Source organism: Prosthecobacter fluviatilis, assembly GCF_055388355.1.
In genome coordinates this window covers 1,981,160-1,997,630 of record NZ_AP043782.1, presented here as the reverse complement: position 1 = coordinate 1,997,630, position 16,471 = coordinate 1,981,160, and the positions used below count along the sequence as shown (strand labels likewise).

Annotated in this window: 11 protein-coding genes; 4 read left to right on the top strand and 7 right to left on the bottom strand. The window is 60.9% G+C overall.

The window, feature by feature from the left end:
- The first annotated feature begins 158 nt into the window (after positions 1–158).
- Positions 159–5,363, top strand: a complete 5,205-nt coding sequence (locus tag ACZ5WW_RS07735; RefSeq protein ID WP_377165502.1) for a beta strand repeat-containing protein — start codon at positions 159–161, stop codon at positions 5,361–5,363.
- A gap of 137 nt (positions 5,364–5,500) precedes the next feature.
- Positions 5,501–6,781, top strand: coding sequence for an RsmB/NOP family class I SAM-dependent RNA methyltransferase (locus tag ACZ5WW_RS07730; RefSeq protein WP_377165504.1), 1,281 nt, complete (start codon positions 5,501–5,503; stop codon positions 6,779–6,781).
- 175 nt (positions 6,782–6,956) lie between these two features.
- Here ACZ5WW_RS07730 and ACZ5WW_RS07725 read toward each other — a convergent pair whose 3' ends face one another.
- The 4 genes from ACZ5WW_RS07725 to ACZ5WW_RS07710 all read right to left on the bottom strand — a co-directional run bounded on the left by ACZ5WW_RS07725 (position 6,957) and on the right by ACZ5WW_RS07710 (position 11,909).
- Positions 6,957–7,184, bottom strand: a complete 228-nt coding sequence (locus ACZ5WW_RS07725; RefSeq protein ID WP_377165506.1) for an FmdB family zinc ribbon protein — start codon at positions 7,182–7,184, stop codon at positions 6,957–6,959.
- A 112-nt stretch (positions 7,185–7,296) separates the two neighbouring features.
- Positions 7,297–8,886, bottom strand: a complete 1,590-nt coding sequence (locus ACZ5WW_RS07720) for an MFS transporter (protein ID WP_377165508.1) — start codon at positions 8,884–8,886, stop codon at positions 7,297–7,299.
- 120 nt (positions 8,887–9,006) lie between these two features.
- Complete coding sequence (locus tag ACZ5WW_RS07715; RefSeq protein WP_377165510.1) at positions 9,007–10,503, bottom strand: MFS transporter; 1,497 nt, start codon at positions 10,501–10,503, stop codon at positions 9,007–9,009.
- Positions 10,504–10,868: 365 nt separating this feature from the next.
- Complete coding sequence (locus ACZ5WW_RS07710) at positions 10,869–11,909, bottom strand: aldo/keto reductase (protein WP_377165512.1); 1,041 nt, start codon at positions 11,907–11,909, stop codon at positions 10,869–10,871.
- Positions 11,910–12,350: 441 nt separating this feature from the next.
- Between ACZ5WW_RS07710 and ACZ5WW_RS07705 the strand changes: the two genes are divergently transcribed.
- Positions 12,351–13,754, top strand: coding sequence for a HEAT repeat domain-containing protein (locus ACZ5WW_RS07705; protein WP_377165514.1), 1,404 nt, complete (start codon positions 12,351–12,353; stop codon positions 13,752–13,754).
- A gap of 200 nt (positions 13,755–13,954) precedes the next feature.
- Here the strand turns inward: ACZ5WW_RS07705 and smpB are convergent, their stop codons facing one another.
- Both smpB and ACZ5WW_RS07695 read right to left on the bottom strand, forming a co-directional pair.
- Complete coding sequence (gene smpB, locus ACZ5WW_RS07700) at positions 13,955–14,416, bottom strand: SsrA-binding protein SmpB (RefSeq protein WP_377165516.1); 462 nt, start codon at positions 14,414–14,416, stop codon at positions 13,955–13,957.
- A gap of 69 nt (positions 14,417–14,485) precedes the next feature.
- Positions 14,486–14,689, bottom strand: coding sequence for a DNA-directed RNA polymerase subunit omega (locus ACZ5WW_RS07695; RefSeq protein ID WP_377165518.1), 204 nt, complete (start codon positions 14,687–14,689; stop codon positions 14,486–14,488).
- A 131-nt stretch (positions 14,690–14,820) separates the two neighbouring features.
- Between ACZ5WW_RS07695 and gmd the strand changes: the two genes are divergently transcribed.
- Positions 14,821–15,840 carry a GDP-mannose 4,6-dehydratase gene (gene gmd / locus ACZ5WW_RS07690; RefSeq protein WP_377165520.1) on the top strand — a complete coding sequence of 340 codons (1,020 nt, stop codon included), beginning with the start codon at positions 14,821–14,823 and terminating at the stop codon, positions 15,838–15,840.
- 125 nt (positions 15,841–15,965) lie between these two features.
- Here the strand turns inward: gmd and ACZ5WW_RS07685 are convergent, their stop codons facing one another.
- Entirely contained in the window at positions 15,966–16,445 is a 480-nt protein-coding gene (locus tag ACZ5WW_RS07685; RefSeq protein ID WP_377165522.1) for a deoxycytidylate deaminase, read from the bottom strand.
- Between the last annotated feature and the right edge of the window lie 26 nt (positions 16,446–16,471).

Genomic DNA, 16,471 nt, shown 5'->3' with positions numbered 1-16,471 from the left:
GCCTCAGTTGGTGAGGGATAATCAAAAACATGCTTAGCAGAGGATGTGTGGGTCTTTGTCCCGTCCTTGATGAAACGACGCAAAAGTGAGCATTTGGACGAAAGGCCATGCAGGTTGACAGGCCATGAGCGGGCACTATCTAAACGAAAACCAACCTCATGATTCGTGACTTAGCGCCATCCCCCGGCGTTCGTCGGCGTGATCTCCGTAGCATATCGCTTTCTTTGTTTGCCGCACTGCTGGCATTTCCACTGAGTGCTGCGGATTTCAGCTGGACGGGCGCGACCAGTTCTGACTTTGCTGTTGGCACCAACTGGTCGGGGGGGGCTGCGCCTTCGCCGACGGGTGGTGACACGGCTTCTCCGGTGCCCTGGCGGCTGAATGTGCAGGGAGCGCAGACGCTGGTCTATGCGGCTGCGCAGGGGCACACGGTGCTTAGCGGCGGCTCTCTGGGCCGTTCGTTGTTCATTGCGAACGGTGCCAACGGAGCGATGTCGATCACAGGTGGCATCTTTGAAAGCACGAGTTCGGCTCCTGACGGAATGGTCAACGGGACGAATGCGGTGGGGGTGCTCAGCATCGACGGCGGCATCTACCGCAAGATCACAGGCACGGGAAGCGCATCCACCTTTGCGGTGTTTTACGGCGGCTTGGGCAACACCCAGGCAACCCTGGACATCAACAGCGGTTCGTTTGAAGTGACGACGTTGGATCTGCAAAACAATACCGGCAGTTCCACCCAGGCGGCTGGTGTCTATGAGTCGGTGGTCAATCTCGACGGCGGCACTCTGTCGGTGGGCTCCATTGTGCGAAGTGTAACCTCTGTGGGCATTGATGCGGCGCTGAATTTCAACGGCGGCACGCTGCAGGCGCGGCAGGACAACACCTTGTTTCTGGCGAATCTCGGCCAGTTCACCGCGAATGTGCAGGCAGGCGGGGCGATCATCGACACGCAGAGTTTCAATGTCGTCATCGCGGCGCCGCTGGTGCATGACGTGGCGCTGGGGAGCACGCTGGATGGTGGACTGACGAAGGTGGGCAGCGGCACGCTCACGCTTGCTGGTGCCAGCACCTACACTGGCGGCACGTTCATCAAAAATGGAAAGCTGATCCTGAGCTCTGGAAATGACCGCCTGCCTACCGGGACGGTGGTGACGCTGGGCGATGGCTCCACCAATGACAGTGGCGTGCTGAAGCTCGACTCGAACAGTCAGACGCTCGCCGGACTGCTGACAGCGGGGACGGGGACCGGCAACAGCGTGATCAACGGCAACGCCATTGCTGCCACGCTGACGCTCAATGTCAGCGGCACGAACACTTTTGGCGGCGTGCTGGGCGGGGCTGGTCTGAATGAAAACAATTTTGGCCTGACGAAGACCGGGGCGGGGGTGCTGACGCTCTCGGGCACCAACACCTACACCGGGGCGACGAACATCCTGGCGGGTACCCTGCGGGCTGGTGCGGCGGGCGCTGGCACGGTGTTTGGCGTCAGCTCTGCTGTGACTCTGGCCAATGTGGCGGGTGCCGTGCTGGATCTGAACGGCTTTAACCAGGCGGTGGGTTCGCTGGCAGGCGGCGGAATCACGGGCGGCGAGGTGACTCTGGGCAGTGCCACGCTGACCCTCGGGGGAAGCAATGCCAGCACGGTTTTTGCCGGAGTCATCAGCGGTGCGGGCGGTGCTTTGATCAAGACCGGCACTGGCACGCTGACGCTTTCCGGCACGAACACTTACACCGGGCTCACCACCGTGAGTGCCGGGGTGCTCACGGTGGGCAGCAACACGGCGCTGGGGGGCACCTCAGCCGGGACGAGCGTGGCCACGGGCGCGACGCTCTCGCTGGCGAACGGCATCAAGGTGACGGGAGAGACGGTGGGAATCTCTGGCAGCGGGGGCAACAGCATGGGGGTGCTGCAGGCAGTGACAGGTGGCGCGGCGGAATGGGCAGGCGTGGTGACGCTGGAGTCTGCCGGCGCGCGATTGGGCGCACAGGCAGGCGGTGTGCTGACTGTCAGCGGGGGCATTCAGAATGGTGCCGCAAGCGCTCTGGCCATTTCCGGAGAGGCCGGCACGGGCACGGTGATCATCAGCGGGACGGGAAACACCTACACCGGGATTACCCAGATCATCCGCGGCATGCTGAAACTCGGCAGTGCCAATGCGCTGCCGACGACGACGGTGCTGGATGTGGACTCCGTAGCGGCTGCAGGAGTGAATGACGACGCCACCTTTAATCTGAACGGCTTCAACCAAACTGTCGCCGGGTTGCAGCGGAGCGGTGCAAGCTTTGGCACGGGAGGCAGCTACATCACCAACAGCGGCAGCGCGGCGGCCACGCTCACAGTTTCAGGGACCAGTGTGACCACATACAGCGGCGTCATTCAAAATGGTGCTGGCGTAGTGAATCTGACTCTGGGCGGTGGCGGAAGCCTGACTCTTTCGGGAGCCAACACCTACACAGGGCTTACGACTTTGTCGGGCTCGAACACGGAACTCGTGGTGGCCAGCAACACCGCGCTGGGCGGGACTGCAGGCGGCACGACGGTCGGGGCTCTGTCCCGCGTGGTGCTGGCCAACGGCGTCGTGGTGACGGGGGAGACGATCACCATCACCAGCACCGGGGGTAACAATAATGGAGCGCTGCAAACTGCGGTAAACGCCACAGCCGAGTGGGCCGGGAATGTCATAGTCACGGGGACTGACGCGCGCATTGGGAGCGGTGTCGGTGGCACGCTGACGGTGTCTGGCGTCATCAGCGGCACCGCCCCGATCCTTTTCGGCCGTGCTGACACCTCGACGACGATCCTGAAGGCGGTGAACACCTACACGGGTGACACCCAGCTTTTCAGCAATGGGGGGGCAGGCTCGTCCCTCATCATCGCGGTGGACAATGCGATCAATGCCGCGAGCCGCCTGACCGTGATCAGCAGCACTCAGGCGACCAAGTCGATAACGCTGGATCTCAGCGGCCATGTGCTGACACTGCGTGCGCTGGACACCTCCGCCTTCCATGCCTCCGGCGCAGTTTTGTCCGTGGCCAACAACGCCACCGGCACCGCGTCCACGCTGACGATTTCGGACCCGGCCGCGAACACCACTTATTTTGCCGGCATCTTGAAGGATGGCAGCAGTGGTGCGGGCGGGCTTTCGCTGGTGAAGGGCGGTGCGAGCACGCAGGTGCTCATCGCTGCCAACACCTACACCGGCACCACGACTGTCAATGGCGGCACCCTTCAGGTGGGCGCTGCGGTCTCGACCTACGGTGCCAGCGGTTCGCTGGCCTCGACCAGTTTTTTCCTCAATGGCGGCATCTTCATGATCGACAACACGGGTGCCAGCAACAGCAACAACAACCGGCTGGCAGACACGGCTGACTTTGCCTTCAAAGGCGGCTCCTTTGTTTACAAAGGTTCGGATCAGGCGGGCACAAACTCGAGCGAGAGCCTGCGCAACCTCACGCTGAACTCCGGGCTGAAAACGCTCAGCGTGATCTATGGCGGAACCAACACGGCCACGCTGAATGCCAATCAGATCAGCCGGCTGGCGCAGGGCGGGCTGCTGCTGGTGAATGGTGTGAATCTGGGCATGAATGCGACCAGCACGTCCAGCGTGGCTCGGGTCTTTTTCACTGTCGTGCCGGATCTGGTGGGTGGCACAGACGCGCTTTCGACGGGCATCAATTCGGGGGCGCAGAACACACGCATCGTGCCCTATCTGCTGGGAGAGGCGTCGTTGCTCACCGGCGGTCTGGGCACGGCGACGGGAACGCCGAACACCTTTATGACGTACAGTGCCACGACGGGGCTGCGTCCGCTGAATCCCATCGATGAATTTACGCTGAATGCGATCGTGGCCGGGAACAACACGCGAGTCACCGCCGCCACGTCTGTCAACGCATCGGCTGCGATCAATTCGCTGATTCTCGACGGCGGCAGTATCACTGTGGCCTCCGGGCAGACACTGAAAGTGAGCAGCGGTGCCATTCTTTTCACTTCGGGCAACGGCGTGGGCATCAATGGCGGGACCCTCGACTTTGGCACCCGAGAGGGACTCATCACGATCAATTCCGTGGGCAACACGTTCATCAGCTCTGTGGTCACGGGCAGCGCCGGAGTCACCTATTCCGGCAGCGGCACCCTGGTCCTGGCGACGCAGATGAACACCTACACAGGCAATACGATGCTGCAGGTCGCACTGGTGATTCCGCAGTCCAGCTCAACCGGCCCGGCGGCTGCGCCGACGGGCGGTCCGTTCGGGCAGGGGACGGTGATTTTCAACGGCTCCTCCATCCGCGCCACAACGTCGTATGCCATCACGATCGGCAATAACATTCAGCTGAGCGCGGACACCACGGTGATAACCAGCGGGACGGCCAGCCAGGACAAGGTGCTCACGTTTACCGGAAATGTGACGCTGGCGGGTGGCTCACGCACGCTGACGCAAAACTCGGGTGCGAACACGGTCTTCACCGGCAGCATTGGTGATGGCGGAAACAATCTGGGACTGACCATCGCGGGCAGCGGCACCAGCGCGGTGGTGCTGTCTGGCACGAGCACTTACACGGGTGCTACCCAGGTCAATGGCAGCACGCTGCAGGTGGGCAGCAATGGCACAGGCACCTCGGGCACAGGGGCTGTGACGGTGGCCAGCGGTGCGACGCTGGCAGGCTCCGGCGTGGTGCAGGGAGCGACGGTGCTGAGGGCGGGGTCGGTGCTGCAGCCCGGTGATGTGACGACGGGGGGCACTGCGAGCACGACTGTGACCAGCAACAACACGCTGACCTTTACGGCGGCCAACACGGCGCTTACGGTGAATGACGGTGCGCAAATCCGCCTGGGTATCTCCAGCCCGACGGTGGCTGGGAATGTGATTTCCTACTCGGGCGGCCTTTTCCACTACAACGGGCACGACTACAGCAACGCGCAGGCTCTCTTCAGCAGTGAGGCGGGGGCGCTTGCGGCGTGGAATGTGGCGCCGGGCAGCGTGGGCAATCACGACTTCATCAATCTGACCGGGACGAATGCGACGCTGAGCATCGGGGACCGTGCCGGTGTCTCATGGGGGCAGGGCTCGGTGGTGGTGAACGCCAGCCTGGGCTCGGTGGCCGTCGGGCAGGTGTTCAATCTGGTCGACTGGGGCGGCGCGGCGATCAGCGGAAACTTTGACGTGGGTGGCCTGACCTTTGTGGATGCGAGCGGCAATGCCATCGCCGGAGATCTGGATCTTTCGGCGCTGGGGGCGGGGTTCGGCTGGGATGTGAGCGCCTTTCAGACCTACGGCATCATCGTCGTGGTGCCGGAGCCCGGGCGGGCGTGTTTGCTGCTGCTCGGTCTCCTAGGTCTTGTGGCGCGCAGGCGGCGCTGAGGAAAAAAGCGCACCTGCCTGGAAGAGCGCCATCCTCATCCCCACAGCAGGGGCAGGGACGTGTCCCGATAAGGAACCTTCTGCCGGACCCCTGTTGTCAGCTTGCATCGTGACGATGGGCGGACTATCGACGCAGGATGAAGCTCCCGCCCCATCTGCTCGACGAAATCATCCTCTCACTCGGAGAGGTGTTTGTGGGCAAAAGATATGCTGACAAGGTCATCGAATACACCTTTAAGCGGCATCGCAAGTGGGGCAGCCGGGACAGGCGCATCTTTGCGGAGTCCATTTATGAATGCGTGCGCTGGTGGCGGTGGTTCTGGCACCTGGCCGGACTGCCGGATGAGGAACACACGCAGCCGGAGAACATCACGCCAGAGCGTCTTTGGCGTGTGTGGGCGGCCTACTGGATCACCAACGGGCGTGATCTGCCCAAGGATGAAAACGCGCCTGAGGTGAAGCCGGGCGATGTTTTGAAGCGTGCGAAGGAGGGGGCGTCTCCGGCGATACGTGCGGCCATCCCTGACTGGCTGGACGCGCGTGGCAGCCGTGAGCTAGGGGATGCATGGCCCGCGCTGCGCGAAGCGCTGAACCAGCCTGCCGATGTCTTCATGCGTGTGAACACACTGAAAAACGACCGCCGTGCGCTGCGTGAGAAACTGGGACAGGAAGGCTATGAAACGGAGGCGGTGGAGCAGGTGCCCAGCGCGCTGCGCCTGAAGCAGCGGGCGAATTTGTTTGGCACTGCGGCTTACAAAGCGGGTTTGTTTGAGGTGCAGGATGCGGCCTCCCAACTCATCGCGCCTTTCTTGCAGCCGGAGCCGGGGATGCGGGTGATCGATGCCTGTGCCGGTGGCGGTGGCAAGGCGCTGCACCTTGCGGCACTCATGCGCAACAAGGGCCGCCTGCTGGCGATGGATGTGCATTCGTGGAAGCTGGCGGAACTGCGCAAGCGGGCTTCCCGTGCCGGTGTGGACATCATTGAGGCGAGGGAGATCGAAGGCTCCAAGACGGTGAAGCGGCTCGCTCAAAAAGCGGATCGTGTGCTGCTGGATGTGCCGTGCTCCGGCATGGGCGTGCTGCGCCGCAACCCGGACGCCAAATGGAAGCTGAGCGATGCGGAGATCGACCGCCTCATCGCCCTGCAGGCGGAGATTTTGGAGAGCTACAGCCGCATGGTCGCGCCCGGTGGCAAGCTGGTGTATGCGACGTGCAGCATCCTGCCGAGCGAGAATGAGAGGCAGGTGCAGGCCTTTCTCTCCAAGCACGGCGCGGAATGGACGCTGGAGGAAGAGCTGCACCGCACGCCGGAGACGGGCGCTTTTGACGGCTTTTATGCGGCGAGGCTGCTGCGCAATAAAGGCGAGACAAGTCCTGAGCAATCACAGCCTGCGGAAGACACCGAACCCAAGGAATAGCCAGCGGCCAGGGCTTTCGCGTCTGTTCATGCCCCGACTTCACCCAGAGGCTCTCCGGAGTGTGAATGCAGAACCGCGCGCACAAGTTTCTGCGGAGTCTGAGGTGACTTTGTTCAGCAGGGGGATTGCGTGCCGCTCAGAGGACTGAGCGGTCCACTATCCTGAGCAGGCCTTCTTAGTGGCACCCGCAGCCGCTGCCGCAGGAGCCGCCGCCGGAGGGCATGCTGCCACCACTGCTGCTGCCACCCATGATGCCGGTGCCGCCGATGGGCACGCGGCGGATGGGCTGGCCGCTGTCCGGATGCTGGGTGAGGGCGGCGTCCTTCATGCTCTGGCGGACTTCGAAGCGCTTGGTGGGCTCTCCTTCAAACTGGGGGATGGTTTCGTAAACGTAGGTGGGCATGGGGTGTTTGAGTTTCAGGTTTAAGGTTCAAAGTTTCAAGGTCCTTGCAAGGCGGGAAATAAAAACGGCGTCCCGGTGAGGGGACGCCGCGCGGGGAAAAGTGAGCGAAGGATCAGGCCTTGGCAGCTTCTTCTTCGGCGATGGTCAGGGGCTTGTAGCCGCCGATGGACTTGAAGTAGAAGAGCAGCAGGAGGTAGATCACAGCCATGCCGATGGGGAGCATGGCGTCTGTGCGCAGGAGCTTGCGGCAGCCGGCGATCTCAGCTTCGGCCATGGCCTTCTGTTCAGGGGTGCGCTTGTCTGCGGCGACGCTCTTGGCTTCTTCGAGCTTCTTGCCATCGAGTGCGGAGACGGCTTCGAACTCCAGCCACTGGCTGGGCTTCTCGGCCTTGTTGGCTTCGAGGATGGCGGTCTGGCCGTTGGCCTTCATATGCTCCGCAGTGAAGCGGTCTTTGCCATAGCCAAGGCCGGGGCCGCCGAGCTGACCGACAGAGAGCATGGCGATGCCGCCCATCATGCTGATGGCCACGGCACCGGTGCTGGGGAATCGGTCGGACACCACGGCGAGCATGGTGGGCCAGAAGAAGGTCTTGCCGATGCTGTAGATGAGCATGGCACCGAAGGCCATGCCGATGGCGGTCACGCCTGAGGCGGCATACAGGCCGGCGATGGCGAAGAGGGAGCAGACAAAGAGAATGGTGATGGGGGAGAACTTCAGCTTGTCCTCAATCCAGTGGGCGCAGAAGCGCAGGCCGAACATCATGGCCGAAGCAAAGATGAAGAGGATTTTGCCTTCAGAAGGGCTGAGGATGGTGCCGTTGATGGCTTCGATCCAGGAGTCGGTGCCGAGCTCCAGCGAGCCGATGATGGAATGGGCAAGGAAGAGCACGAAGAGCAGCCAGTGACCGATGGCAAACTTGGTGATGACCGCCACCCAGAGGAGGAAGCCTGCGCCTGCAGCCATGGAGATGTAGTTCCAGTTAGCGCTGACGAAGAAGTCAGAGCCTGTGAGGCCGCGGAGGATGTTGCCGCCCAGGGCATCGCGGGTGAAAAGATAGAGGAAGAAGCCGGCGACTGCGCCGCCGAGGATGCCGACGTCCTTCATCATCTCACCCAGGGAGAGGCCCTTGGCGGAGGCTTCGGAGCGTGGGAAGGACTGGCCGAAGAACATGAAACCGTAGATCACGGTGGGGACGAGGTAGAGGGCGAGCTGCGCCTTCCAGCTCCAGGAGGAGCCGACGGCGAGGGTGATGAGCGCGCCGAGGATCATGCCTGCAGGCCAGGAGGCGTGGAGGATGTTGAGGTAGTGTGTGCGGTTTTCAGGGAAGAGGGTGGCGACCAGGGGATTGGCCACGGCTTCCAGCGTGCCGTTTGCCAGAGAGAAGGTGAAGGTGCCGATGAAGAGGGCCAGGAAGGCGCTCTGCTGAGCCATGCCCGCAGAGGGGATGAGCGTGATGGCTGCGGAGAGGAGATGCAGCAAGAAGGCGGTGACGACGAGCTTGCCGTAGCCGATCCTGTCCACGATGACGCCGCCGATGATGATGCCGAAGCAGAAGCCGCTGAAGCCCGCCCCGCCAATGAGACCCACCTGCAGGCCGGTGAAACCGAAGAGGCTGGCCCACTGGCCTCCAATGCCGTTGCGGATGCTGAAGCCGACGCCGGCGGCAAGAATGGCCATGAAGCCGGCCCAGAGTAGTCTCATTCGATTTTTGTCGCTCATAGAGGAGTGTGTGATGTGCTGATGCGGGTGTGTTGTGTGGGTGAAAAAAACAGGGCGGCCGACCGCGAGGAAAGCCGCCCCGAAAAGAACGGTGGAGTGGTGCTAGTGGGAGGCGTTGATGTCCACTGCTTTGTAGCCTCCGCGGGACTTGAAGTAGAAGAACATGGCCAGATAGCAGGCGAGCATGAAGGTCGGGAACAGGGCCATTTTGCCCAAGGCGCTGAACTGGCCGTGCTTGGTGGCTTCGACGATGGTGGCCTTGTCGGCATCACTGGTCACGCCTGCAGCCTTGGCGGGATCGACGGCTTTGTAAGGGCCAAGCACGTAGCTCTGGTCCGTGGTGATCTGCTGCACCAGCGCCGGGTTCTTTGCGGCGATGAGCTTGGTGGTGGTGTCTTCCTGCAGGCCGCCGATGAAGGGGAAGCCAAGGATGCCGACTGCCAGCATGCCGATGCCGGACATGGCATTGAGTGTGAGAGCGCCGCCTTTGGGGCTCTGCTCTGCGGTGATGCCGAGCATGGTGGGCCAGAAGAAGGTCTTGCCGAAGGCATAGAGAGTGGCTGCCGCAAAGATGGCGAACAGACCGGAATTGCCGGTGTAGGAGAGGGCGGTGAGCCCGGCGATGGCGAGGATGGCACTGATGACGAGCAGGCCAATGGCGGAGAACTTGTGAACGATGGGGCCGGCGAAGAATCGGAGGACCATCATGATGGCGGACGTGTAGATCAGCACCCAGCCTGGATTTTTACCGGCGGCTTCCATGGGCTTTTCCATCAGACCACTGATCCAGCCGTCCGTGCCGATTTCCGTGGTGGCGAGCGGCATCATGATGACGATCATGAAAGCAAGCAGGGGGCGGCCAAAGCTCCTGGTTATGACGCCGAAGACGATGGCGACGATGGCGGTGTAGATCCACTTGGCGTTGGCATTGAAGAAGACGGCCTTCAATTCGGGCACCTGGTCAAGTTGGGCAAAGATGAGGGCAAAGGCGACGAAGGCACCAAACACGCCCAGCTCTTTCAGCATGTCCACGTAACCGACCCCTGCAGCTTCGCGCTCGTTCTTGGGGAACTTGGCGCCGATGAGCATGAAAAGGTAGACGACGGCGGGTGCGAGGACGAGGCCCAGCACGATGCGCCAGTCTCCCGTCTTGGCCACATCAGCCAGAGAAATGGTGCAAAGGCCGCCAACAACCAGACCGCCAGGCCAGCCTGCATGAAGGATGTTCAGCCATTTGGTCTTGTCTTTGCTGAACATGGTGGCCACGACCGGATTGATGAACGCTTCCACGGTGCCATTGCCAAGCCCGAGAATCACGCTGCCCCAGTAGAGAAGGTTGAAGGCGTTTTTCTGACCAGCCACCAAAGCCTCACCGGTCACTCCATGAATGGCACTGTAGGCCATGAATGCCATAGCGGCATAAATGAGGTAGCTCAGGAAAGAAAACAGCATCGCGATTTTGTAGCCGATACGGTCAATGATGAGGCTCCACAGAATGATGGAGATGGCGAAGGGCCAGATGCCCGCACCCTTGAGTGCCCCGATGGTGCCCTTGTCGATGTTGAGGTCGAGCCCCAGACGCACATCACAGAGATACATGCGTGAAAAGAACGCATATGAGGTGGTGATCAGGGCTATAAAACAGCCCCAGAACAGGGCCATTGAGGGTTTGCCGTCGTTGCTCATGTTTATGATTGCGTGTGGGTTGGGTGTCGGGAACGGGCGTGTTTTAGGTGGCTCGCCTGCGAGCGACAAGAAAAAAGTATTCTCAAGACTGAGAAGTTGCCAGGAGGCACAGCGGGAAGGTCCGCAAATGGCGTCCGGACAAACCTTTGCTGTGAGCTCTTTTGGGAGGCGCGCTGTAATCGCTGCGCCGTTACATGATCTTGCAACGAATCCACTCGTTCCACTCGAAGCTGCGAACGCAGGGGGATCAAATGAGGGAATCAAAAATGGAATCGCCCTTACAACCTCCTCAGCCCGTCCTCGGTCATGGGGCAGGGGATGGCGGCGTCGATTTCGTCGATGCGGGCGAGGGTTTCAGCGCTGAGGACGAGGTCGGCGGCGGCGAGGCTTTCATTGAGCTGGGCCACGGTGGTGGCGCCGACGATCGTGGAGGCCACAAAGTCGTGCTGCTTGCTCCAAGCCAGGGCCAGGGCGGTGACGCTGACGCCGAGATCGGCGGCGATGAGCTGCAGGCGGGCGGTGGTCTCAAGGCTGCGCGCATTCACAAAACGCGCGGCCATGCGCTGCTGGCGCGGGCCGCCGTTCTGGATGTAGTCGGTGAAGCGTGCGCCTTTGGGCAGGGCGCCACCGTTGTATTTGCCGCAGAGCACACCGCCGCCGAGCGGGGAGTAGGGCAGGAGGCTGACTCCTTCCTTGCGGCAGACCTGCGCCAGCTCGCTTTCGCAGCGGCGGTTGATGAGGGAGAAATTGTTCTGCACCGTGGCCATGCGGGCGAGACCGTGCTTTTCGGCCTCCCAGAGGTTTTTCATGACGCCCCAGCAGGTTTCATTGCTGCCGCCCCAGGCGCGGATTTTGCCCTGGTCGATGAGGTCGGTCAGTGCGCCGAGTGTCTCCTCCTGCTGCATGCCGTGGTCGGGCCAGTGGGTCTGGTAGAGGTCGATGTAGTCCGTCTGCAGGCGGCGCAAGCTGTCCTCGCAGGCCTGGAAAATCTGGCGGCGGTCCAGCGCGGTGAAGCCGCCGCGCACCGGTGGGCGGAACCATCCATGGCCTGGTCCGGTGACCTTGGAGGCGATGATGATCTCGCCACGTTTCTGCCCCTTGAGCCATTTGCCCACGATCTGCTCCGTCACGCCGAAAAGCTCGGCACTTGGTGGCACGGGGTAGAGCTCCGCGGTATCAAAGAAATCGATGCCGGCCTCCAGCGCGCGGTCCATGATGGCAAAAGAGGTCTTCTCATCGGCCTGCAGGCCAAAGGTCATGGTTCCCATGCAGATGTCTGTGACAACGATACCGGTGCGGCCGAGGCGTTTGCGATTCATAGAAGGCGGATGCTAGAGGGGGAGGTGCGATGGGCAAATGCGAAAGAATCGACAAAGAGCATGTGGTGGAAATCATGGCAGAGACACATGGCATTCGTGCTCGCGGCACCTTAAATTTAGTCAACTGAGTCGATTTGCAGAAAGGTTGGGTCGGTGGGTTTTTAACAGTCCGAAGAGGCTGGTTGCCGGTTGCCCACCCTAAGCACGGCAACCGGCAACCAGAGTGCCTCCGTCAGCGCTGGCTCGGTGCACTTGATGGCATTGAGGAGCATGGAGTTGCAGCGAAAGGCAGTTTGGCCCCCATTGGCCGTGGCATGCGTGGCAACCATGGCGTTCGTGCTGGTTGCCGCGTGAATATAAGATAAGAGCTGGGAGCACAGGCCGGCCGGGTGTTCATGGCGGTGGACAAGAGGGCTGACACACCCTTAGGATGACGCATTCATGAGTGTGGCGGTGAGTTACGACGATCAGATCCAGCGCATCCGGGCAAAGCTCAAGGCGGCGAAGAAAGCCGACGGCGGGCTGAAGGTCTTTGGGGCAGGCTCGCACCGGTATCAGCTGGACCCGCCTGCCAGCGAAGAAGAAGTGCGTGCCTTTGAGGCGGAGTACTCAGTGAGGCTGCCGGCGTGTTACCGCGCCTTTGTGACGCAGATCGGCAACGGCGGGCCATCGTCTCAGGGGAGTGGGGCGGGGCCATTTTATGGCATCTATCCGTTGGGCGAGTATGTGGATGAGATCGTGGATCATCCGTCTGTGGTTCTGAGCCAGCTGGCTATGCTCAAGCCTGGCATGACGGAGGAAGAGTGGGCGGCTCTGACCCAGGGGCTGGAGGAAGCAGGCAAAAGGTCGGATGAAGAATATGAAGCTGAGCTGGGCCGAATCTATGCCGGGGTGATGCCGTTAGGCTCCCAGGGCTGCTCCTACATTCATGCCTTGGTGCTGAATGGCGCACATGCGGGGCGGGTGCTGAACATGGACCTCGGTCAGAGGGTTTCATTTGCGTATGAGAACACGTTTCTCGACTGGTATGAGCGGTGGCTGGATGAGGTGATCTCTGGTGTGCTGAGGCAGGATGGGCCATCCTGGTTTGGCTACACCCTGGGCGGGGATGATGAACACCTCATGCGAGTGTATGCAGGTGCAAACAGCCGCACCCAAAAGCTGGAGGCTCTCAAGGGGCTGGCAAAACTGCTGACGGCGTCAAAAGCAACTTGCCAGAAGCTGCTGGAGCTCTGTGAAGATGATGACGCTGAAGTCCGCAGGTGCGCGCTGCGAATGCTGGCCAAGTTTGCCTGCCCGATGGCACAGGCTCCTCTCCATGCGCACCTCATGGCCGAGGATGAGGATTGTCTGGCGGCTTTGCAGAGCCTTCACTGGTATGCGAAGGGCCGGGTGGCAGAATGGGTAAAGCCGCTCAGAGGGCGCATGCCTTCCATCGACTCACTGGAAACGTTTCGATTTGCCTGCTACCTGCTGCAGGACGCAGGGGTGGATTTTGGCGAGGAACTCAGGCCATTCTGCAAACATGCCAATGAGGAAATCCGTTCGACCGCCATTTGGTCGCTGGGGAAACTGAAACGAAAGAACGAGAACGTGGATGTCTTCATTGCAGGGCTGGATGACCCTTCCCCGAATGTTGTGCGCACCACGCTTCAGGCTCTCGAAGGGGTGCGAGATCCCAGCCTGCCAGCGGCCTATGCCCGTGTCGCCGAACGATTCACGACGGAGGAGCACCATGTTCTGACCAATCTAAGGCTCCGATTGAAGGAGATGGGGCCGATGCCAGGGATTTGGGATAAGTTGAGAGATCTTAAGTCCTGGTTCGCTCCGGGCGCCAGACATTAGGGGGATTCTGGGCAGCCTCTCATGCGTGAGCATCTGATGAATGGTGTCCCGTGCCGCCACTCTCACTTTACTAAGCCGCTCACGGCCGGTTTTCCTCTTTGGTTGCCGGTTGCCGAGCTTAGGGTGGGCAACCAGCCCACCTGTTGAAGTTGCCACGTTTTTTCTGAGCTGGCGGCACGACGGATGTGTCTGCAGAGGGGCTACCTGCGGTGCTTGTCGTTGAAATTGGCCACGGTCCGGGCGGCTTCGCGCTTCTCGGCCTTGTCCTTGAGGTCCTGGCGCTGATCGCCGTGAGTTTTGCCCTTGCCGACACCGAGCTCGATCTTGATGCGCGGGCCTTTCCAGTAGGCACGCAGGACGGGGAGGGCTAGGCCCTTCTGCTGGGTCTGCGCCAGCAGCTTCATGATTTCGTTTTTATGAAGCAGTAGCCGGCGGGCGCGGCGTGGCTCATGGGTGGTGTGGCTGGCCTTGTCGTAGGTCTGGATGTCGCAGTTGTAGAGCCAGACCTGGCCGCGGTCCACACGGGCAAAGGCGTCGGAGATGTTCAGCTTGCCAAGGCGGATGGATTTCACCTCGGTGCCACGGAGCTCCAGACCGGCCTCGTATTTTTCGAGGATGTGGTAGTCTCGTGCAGCTTTGCGGTTCGTGGCGATCTCTGACATGGTGTCGCGCGGAAGGAACCGCTGAATTGTGGATGAAAACGGGCGGTTCTGCCGGGTTGGGGCAGGGCCTTAGTTCTTGTCCACGGATTCGATGGTGATCTTGCCTTGAATGATTTCCAGAAGAGCCAGATCTGCTTCGCGGAGGCCTGGGCGGCGTTCCACCAGGACAGCATGGCCTGCGACGATCTGACGGACTCGCTTGGAGACCATGTTGATCAGAACGGGGTGATCTTTAACGATTAGCGCGGCTTGTTCGACGAGGTCAGCTCTCATGATGTGATATTTGGGCTGGGATAGGGGGCACGGAGGATATAGGGCGTCTGGTGGGGTGCAACTGTTATGTTCCTGCTTTTCCCCTTGCGGAACGAGGGGTGGTATTGTCTTATCGGCGCTCGATTTGACTCATGAAAAAAGCGCTCATCACCGGCATCACAGGACAGGACGGCTCATATCTTACGGAACTGCTGCTCGAAAAGGGCTATGAGGTGCATGGGATCATTCGCCGGGCGTCGAGCTTCAACACAGGGCGTCTGGAGCACCTTTTTCAGCCAGATTCGCACCTGCCTTCGAAAAACCTGCACCTGCACTACGGAGATCTCATGGACTCTGTGGCGCTTGTGAAGCTGCTGTATGAACTGAAGCCGGATGAGGTGTACAACCTTGGCGCTCAGAGCCATGTGCGGGTGTCGTTTGATGTGCCAGAAAGCACGGGTGACATTGTGGGACTGGGGACTCAGCGCATCCTGGAGGCGATCCGTGACACGGGTCTTGTGGGCAAGGTGCGCTTTTACCAGGCGTCCTCTTCGGAGATGTTTGGCAAGGTGCAGGAGGTGCCCCAAGTGGAGACGACGCCGTTCTGGCCGCGCTCTCCCTACGCCTGTGCGAAGGTCTATGGTCACTGGCTCACGGTAAACTATCGCGAAAGCTACGGACTGCATGCCAGCAGCGGCATCCTTTTCAACCATGAGTCGCCACGCCGCGGGGAGACCTTTGTGACGCGCAAAATCACGCGCGCAGCCACACGCATCAAAATGGGGCTGCAAGACAGCCTGTCCCTCGGAAACATGGACTCAAAGCGCGATTGGGGCTACGCCAAAGATTACGTGGAGATGATGTGGATGATGCTCCAGCAGGATGAGCCGGATGATTACGTGATCGCAACGAACGAGACTCACAGTGTGAAGGAGTTTGTGCAGGAGACCTTCAGCGCTCTCGATCTCGACTGGGAAAAGTATGTCAAATACGACGCACGCTACGAGCGTCCGGCCGAGGTGGATCTGCTCATCGGCGACCCGGCCAAGGCCCGCAAAAAGCTGGGCTGGGAGCCGAAGGTGAAGTTCAAGGAGCTCGTCCAGATCATGGTGGATGCCGACCTGAAGCTGGCGAAGCATGAGCTGGCTGTGAAAAACGCAACCGCATCCTGATTGGGGTGGCGGGTATTCAGCCTGCCGGCCACGCAAAAAATCCATTGAACCCAGATGCCGCGGCAATGACCTTGCTGCGGGGAAATCTGCCCATGGCTGAGAAGAGGCCGCTCCCAAGGGCGGTGTCAGGGCAGGACTGTTTTGTCTGCTGACGCGATGATTTGCGGGTAGTCGGAAAGCTGGATGAGTGGGATGCCGTAACGGCCTGCGATCGCATCGGCCTCAGATTCGGGGTAATCGTCACGGAAATAAACCTCTTTGACGCCATAGGCGCATAGCATCTGCATGCAGCTGGTGCAGGGTTTTGTGGTGCAGGCCACCAGCCTGACATTTCCCCGGGTGAAGAGGCTGCAGAGATTCACCTCGGCATGGAGCATGTATTTGCGCCTGGCATCACGATCAGCCCAAAAATCAGGGTCGGCGTTGTAGCCCGGGGCCAGTCCGTTGTAGGCGGTTCCGATCACCCGGTTGTCAAAATCGATGGCTACCGCACCGACTTTTCGAAATGGATCTTCCGAGCGTAGGCTGGCGACGTGGGCCAGCGCCATGGCGTATTCGGGGATGGTTAACCTCGCGGCTGGGGTCGGGTGGGCTTCGATGGACATGGCCGCAGATGAACTTTTAAGGCTCC

Coding starts and splice junctions, on each gene's coding strand:
- ACZ5WW_RS07735 (WP_377165502.1), top strand. CDS start 159: ATGATTCGTGACTTAGCGCCATCCCCCGGCGTTCGTCGGCGTGATCTC.
- ACZ5WW_RS07730 (WP_377165504.1), top strand. CDS start 5,501: ATGAAGCTCCCGCCCCATCTGCTCGACGAAATCATCCTCTCACTCGGA.
- ACZ5WW_RS07725 (WP_377165506.1), bottom strand. CDS start 7,184: ATGCCCACCTACGTTTACGAAACCATCCCCCAGTTTGAAGGAGAGCCC.
- ACZ5WW_RS07720 (WP_377165508.1), bottom strand. CDS start 8,886: ATGAGACTACTCTGGGCCGGCTTCATGGCCATTCTTGCCGCCGGCGTC.
- ACZ5WW_RS07715 (WP_377165510.1), bottom strand. CDS start 10,503: ATGTATCTCTGTGATGTGCGTCTGGGGCTCGACCTCAACATCGACAAG.
- ACZ5WW_RS07710 (WP_377165512.1), bottom strand. CDS start 11,909: ATGAATCGCAAACGCCTCGGCCGCACCGGTATCGTTGTCACAGACATC.
- ACZ5WW_RS07705 (WP_377165514.1), top strand. CDS start 12,351: ATGAGTGTGGCGGTGAGTTACGACGATCAGATCCAGCGCATCCGGGCA.
- smpB (WP_377165516.1), bottom strand. CDS start 14,416: ATGTCAGAGATCGCCACGAACCGCAAAGCTGCACGAGACTACCACATC.
- ACZ5WW_RS07695 (WP_377165518.1), bottom strand. CDS start 14,689: ATGAGAGCTGACCTCGTCGAACAAGCCGCGCTAATCGTTAAAGATCAC.
- gmd (WP_377165520.1), top strand. CDS start 14,821: ATGAAAAAAGCGCTCATCACCGGCATCACAGGACAGGACGGCTCATAT.
- ACZ5WW_RS07685 (WP_377165522.1), bottom strand. CDS start 16,445: ATGTCCATCGAAGCCCACCCGACCCCAGCCGCGAGGTTAACCATCCCC.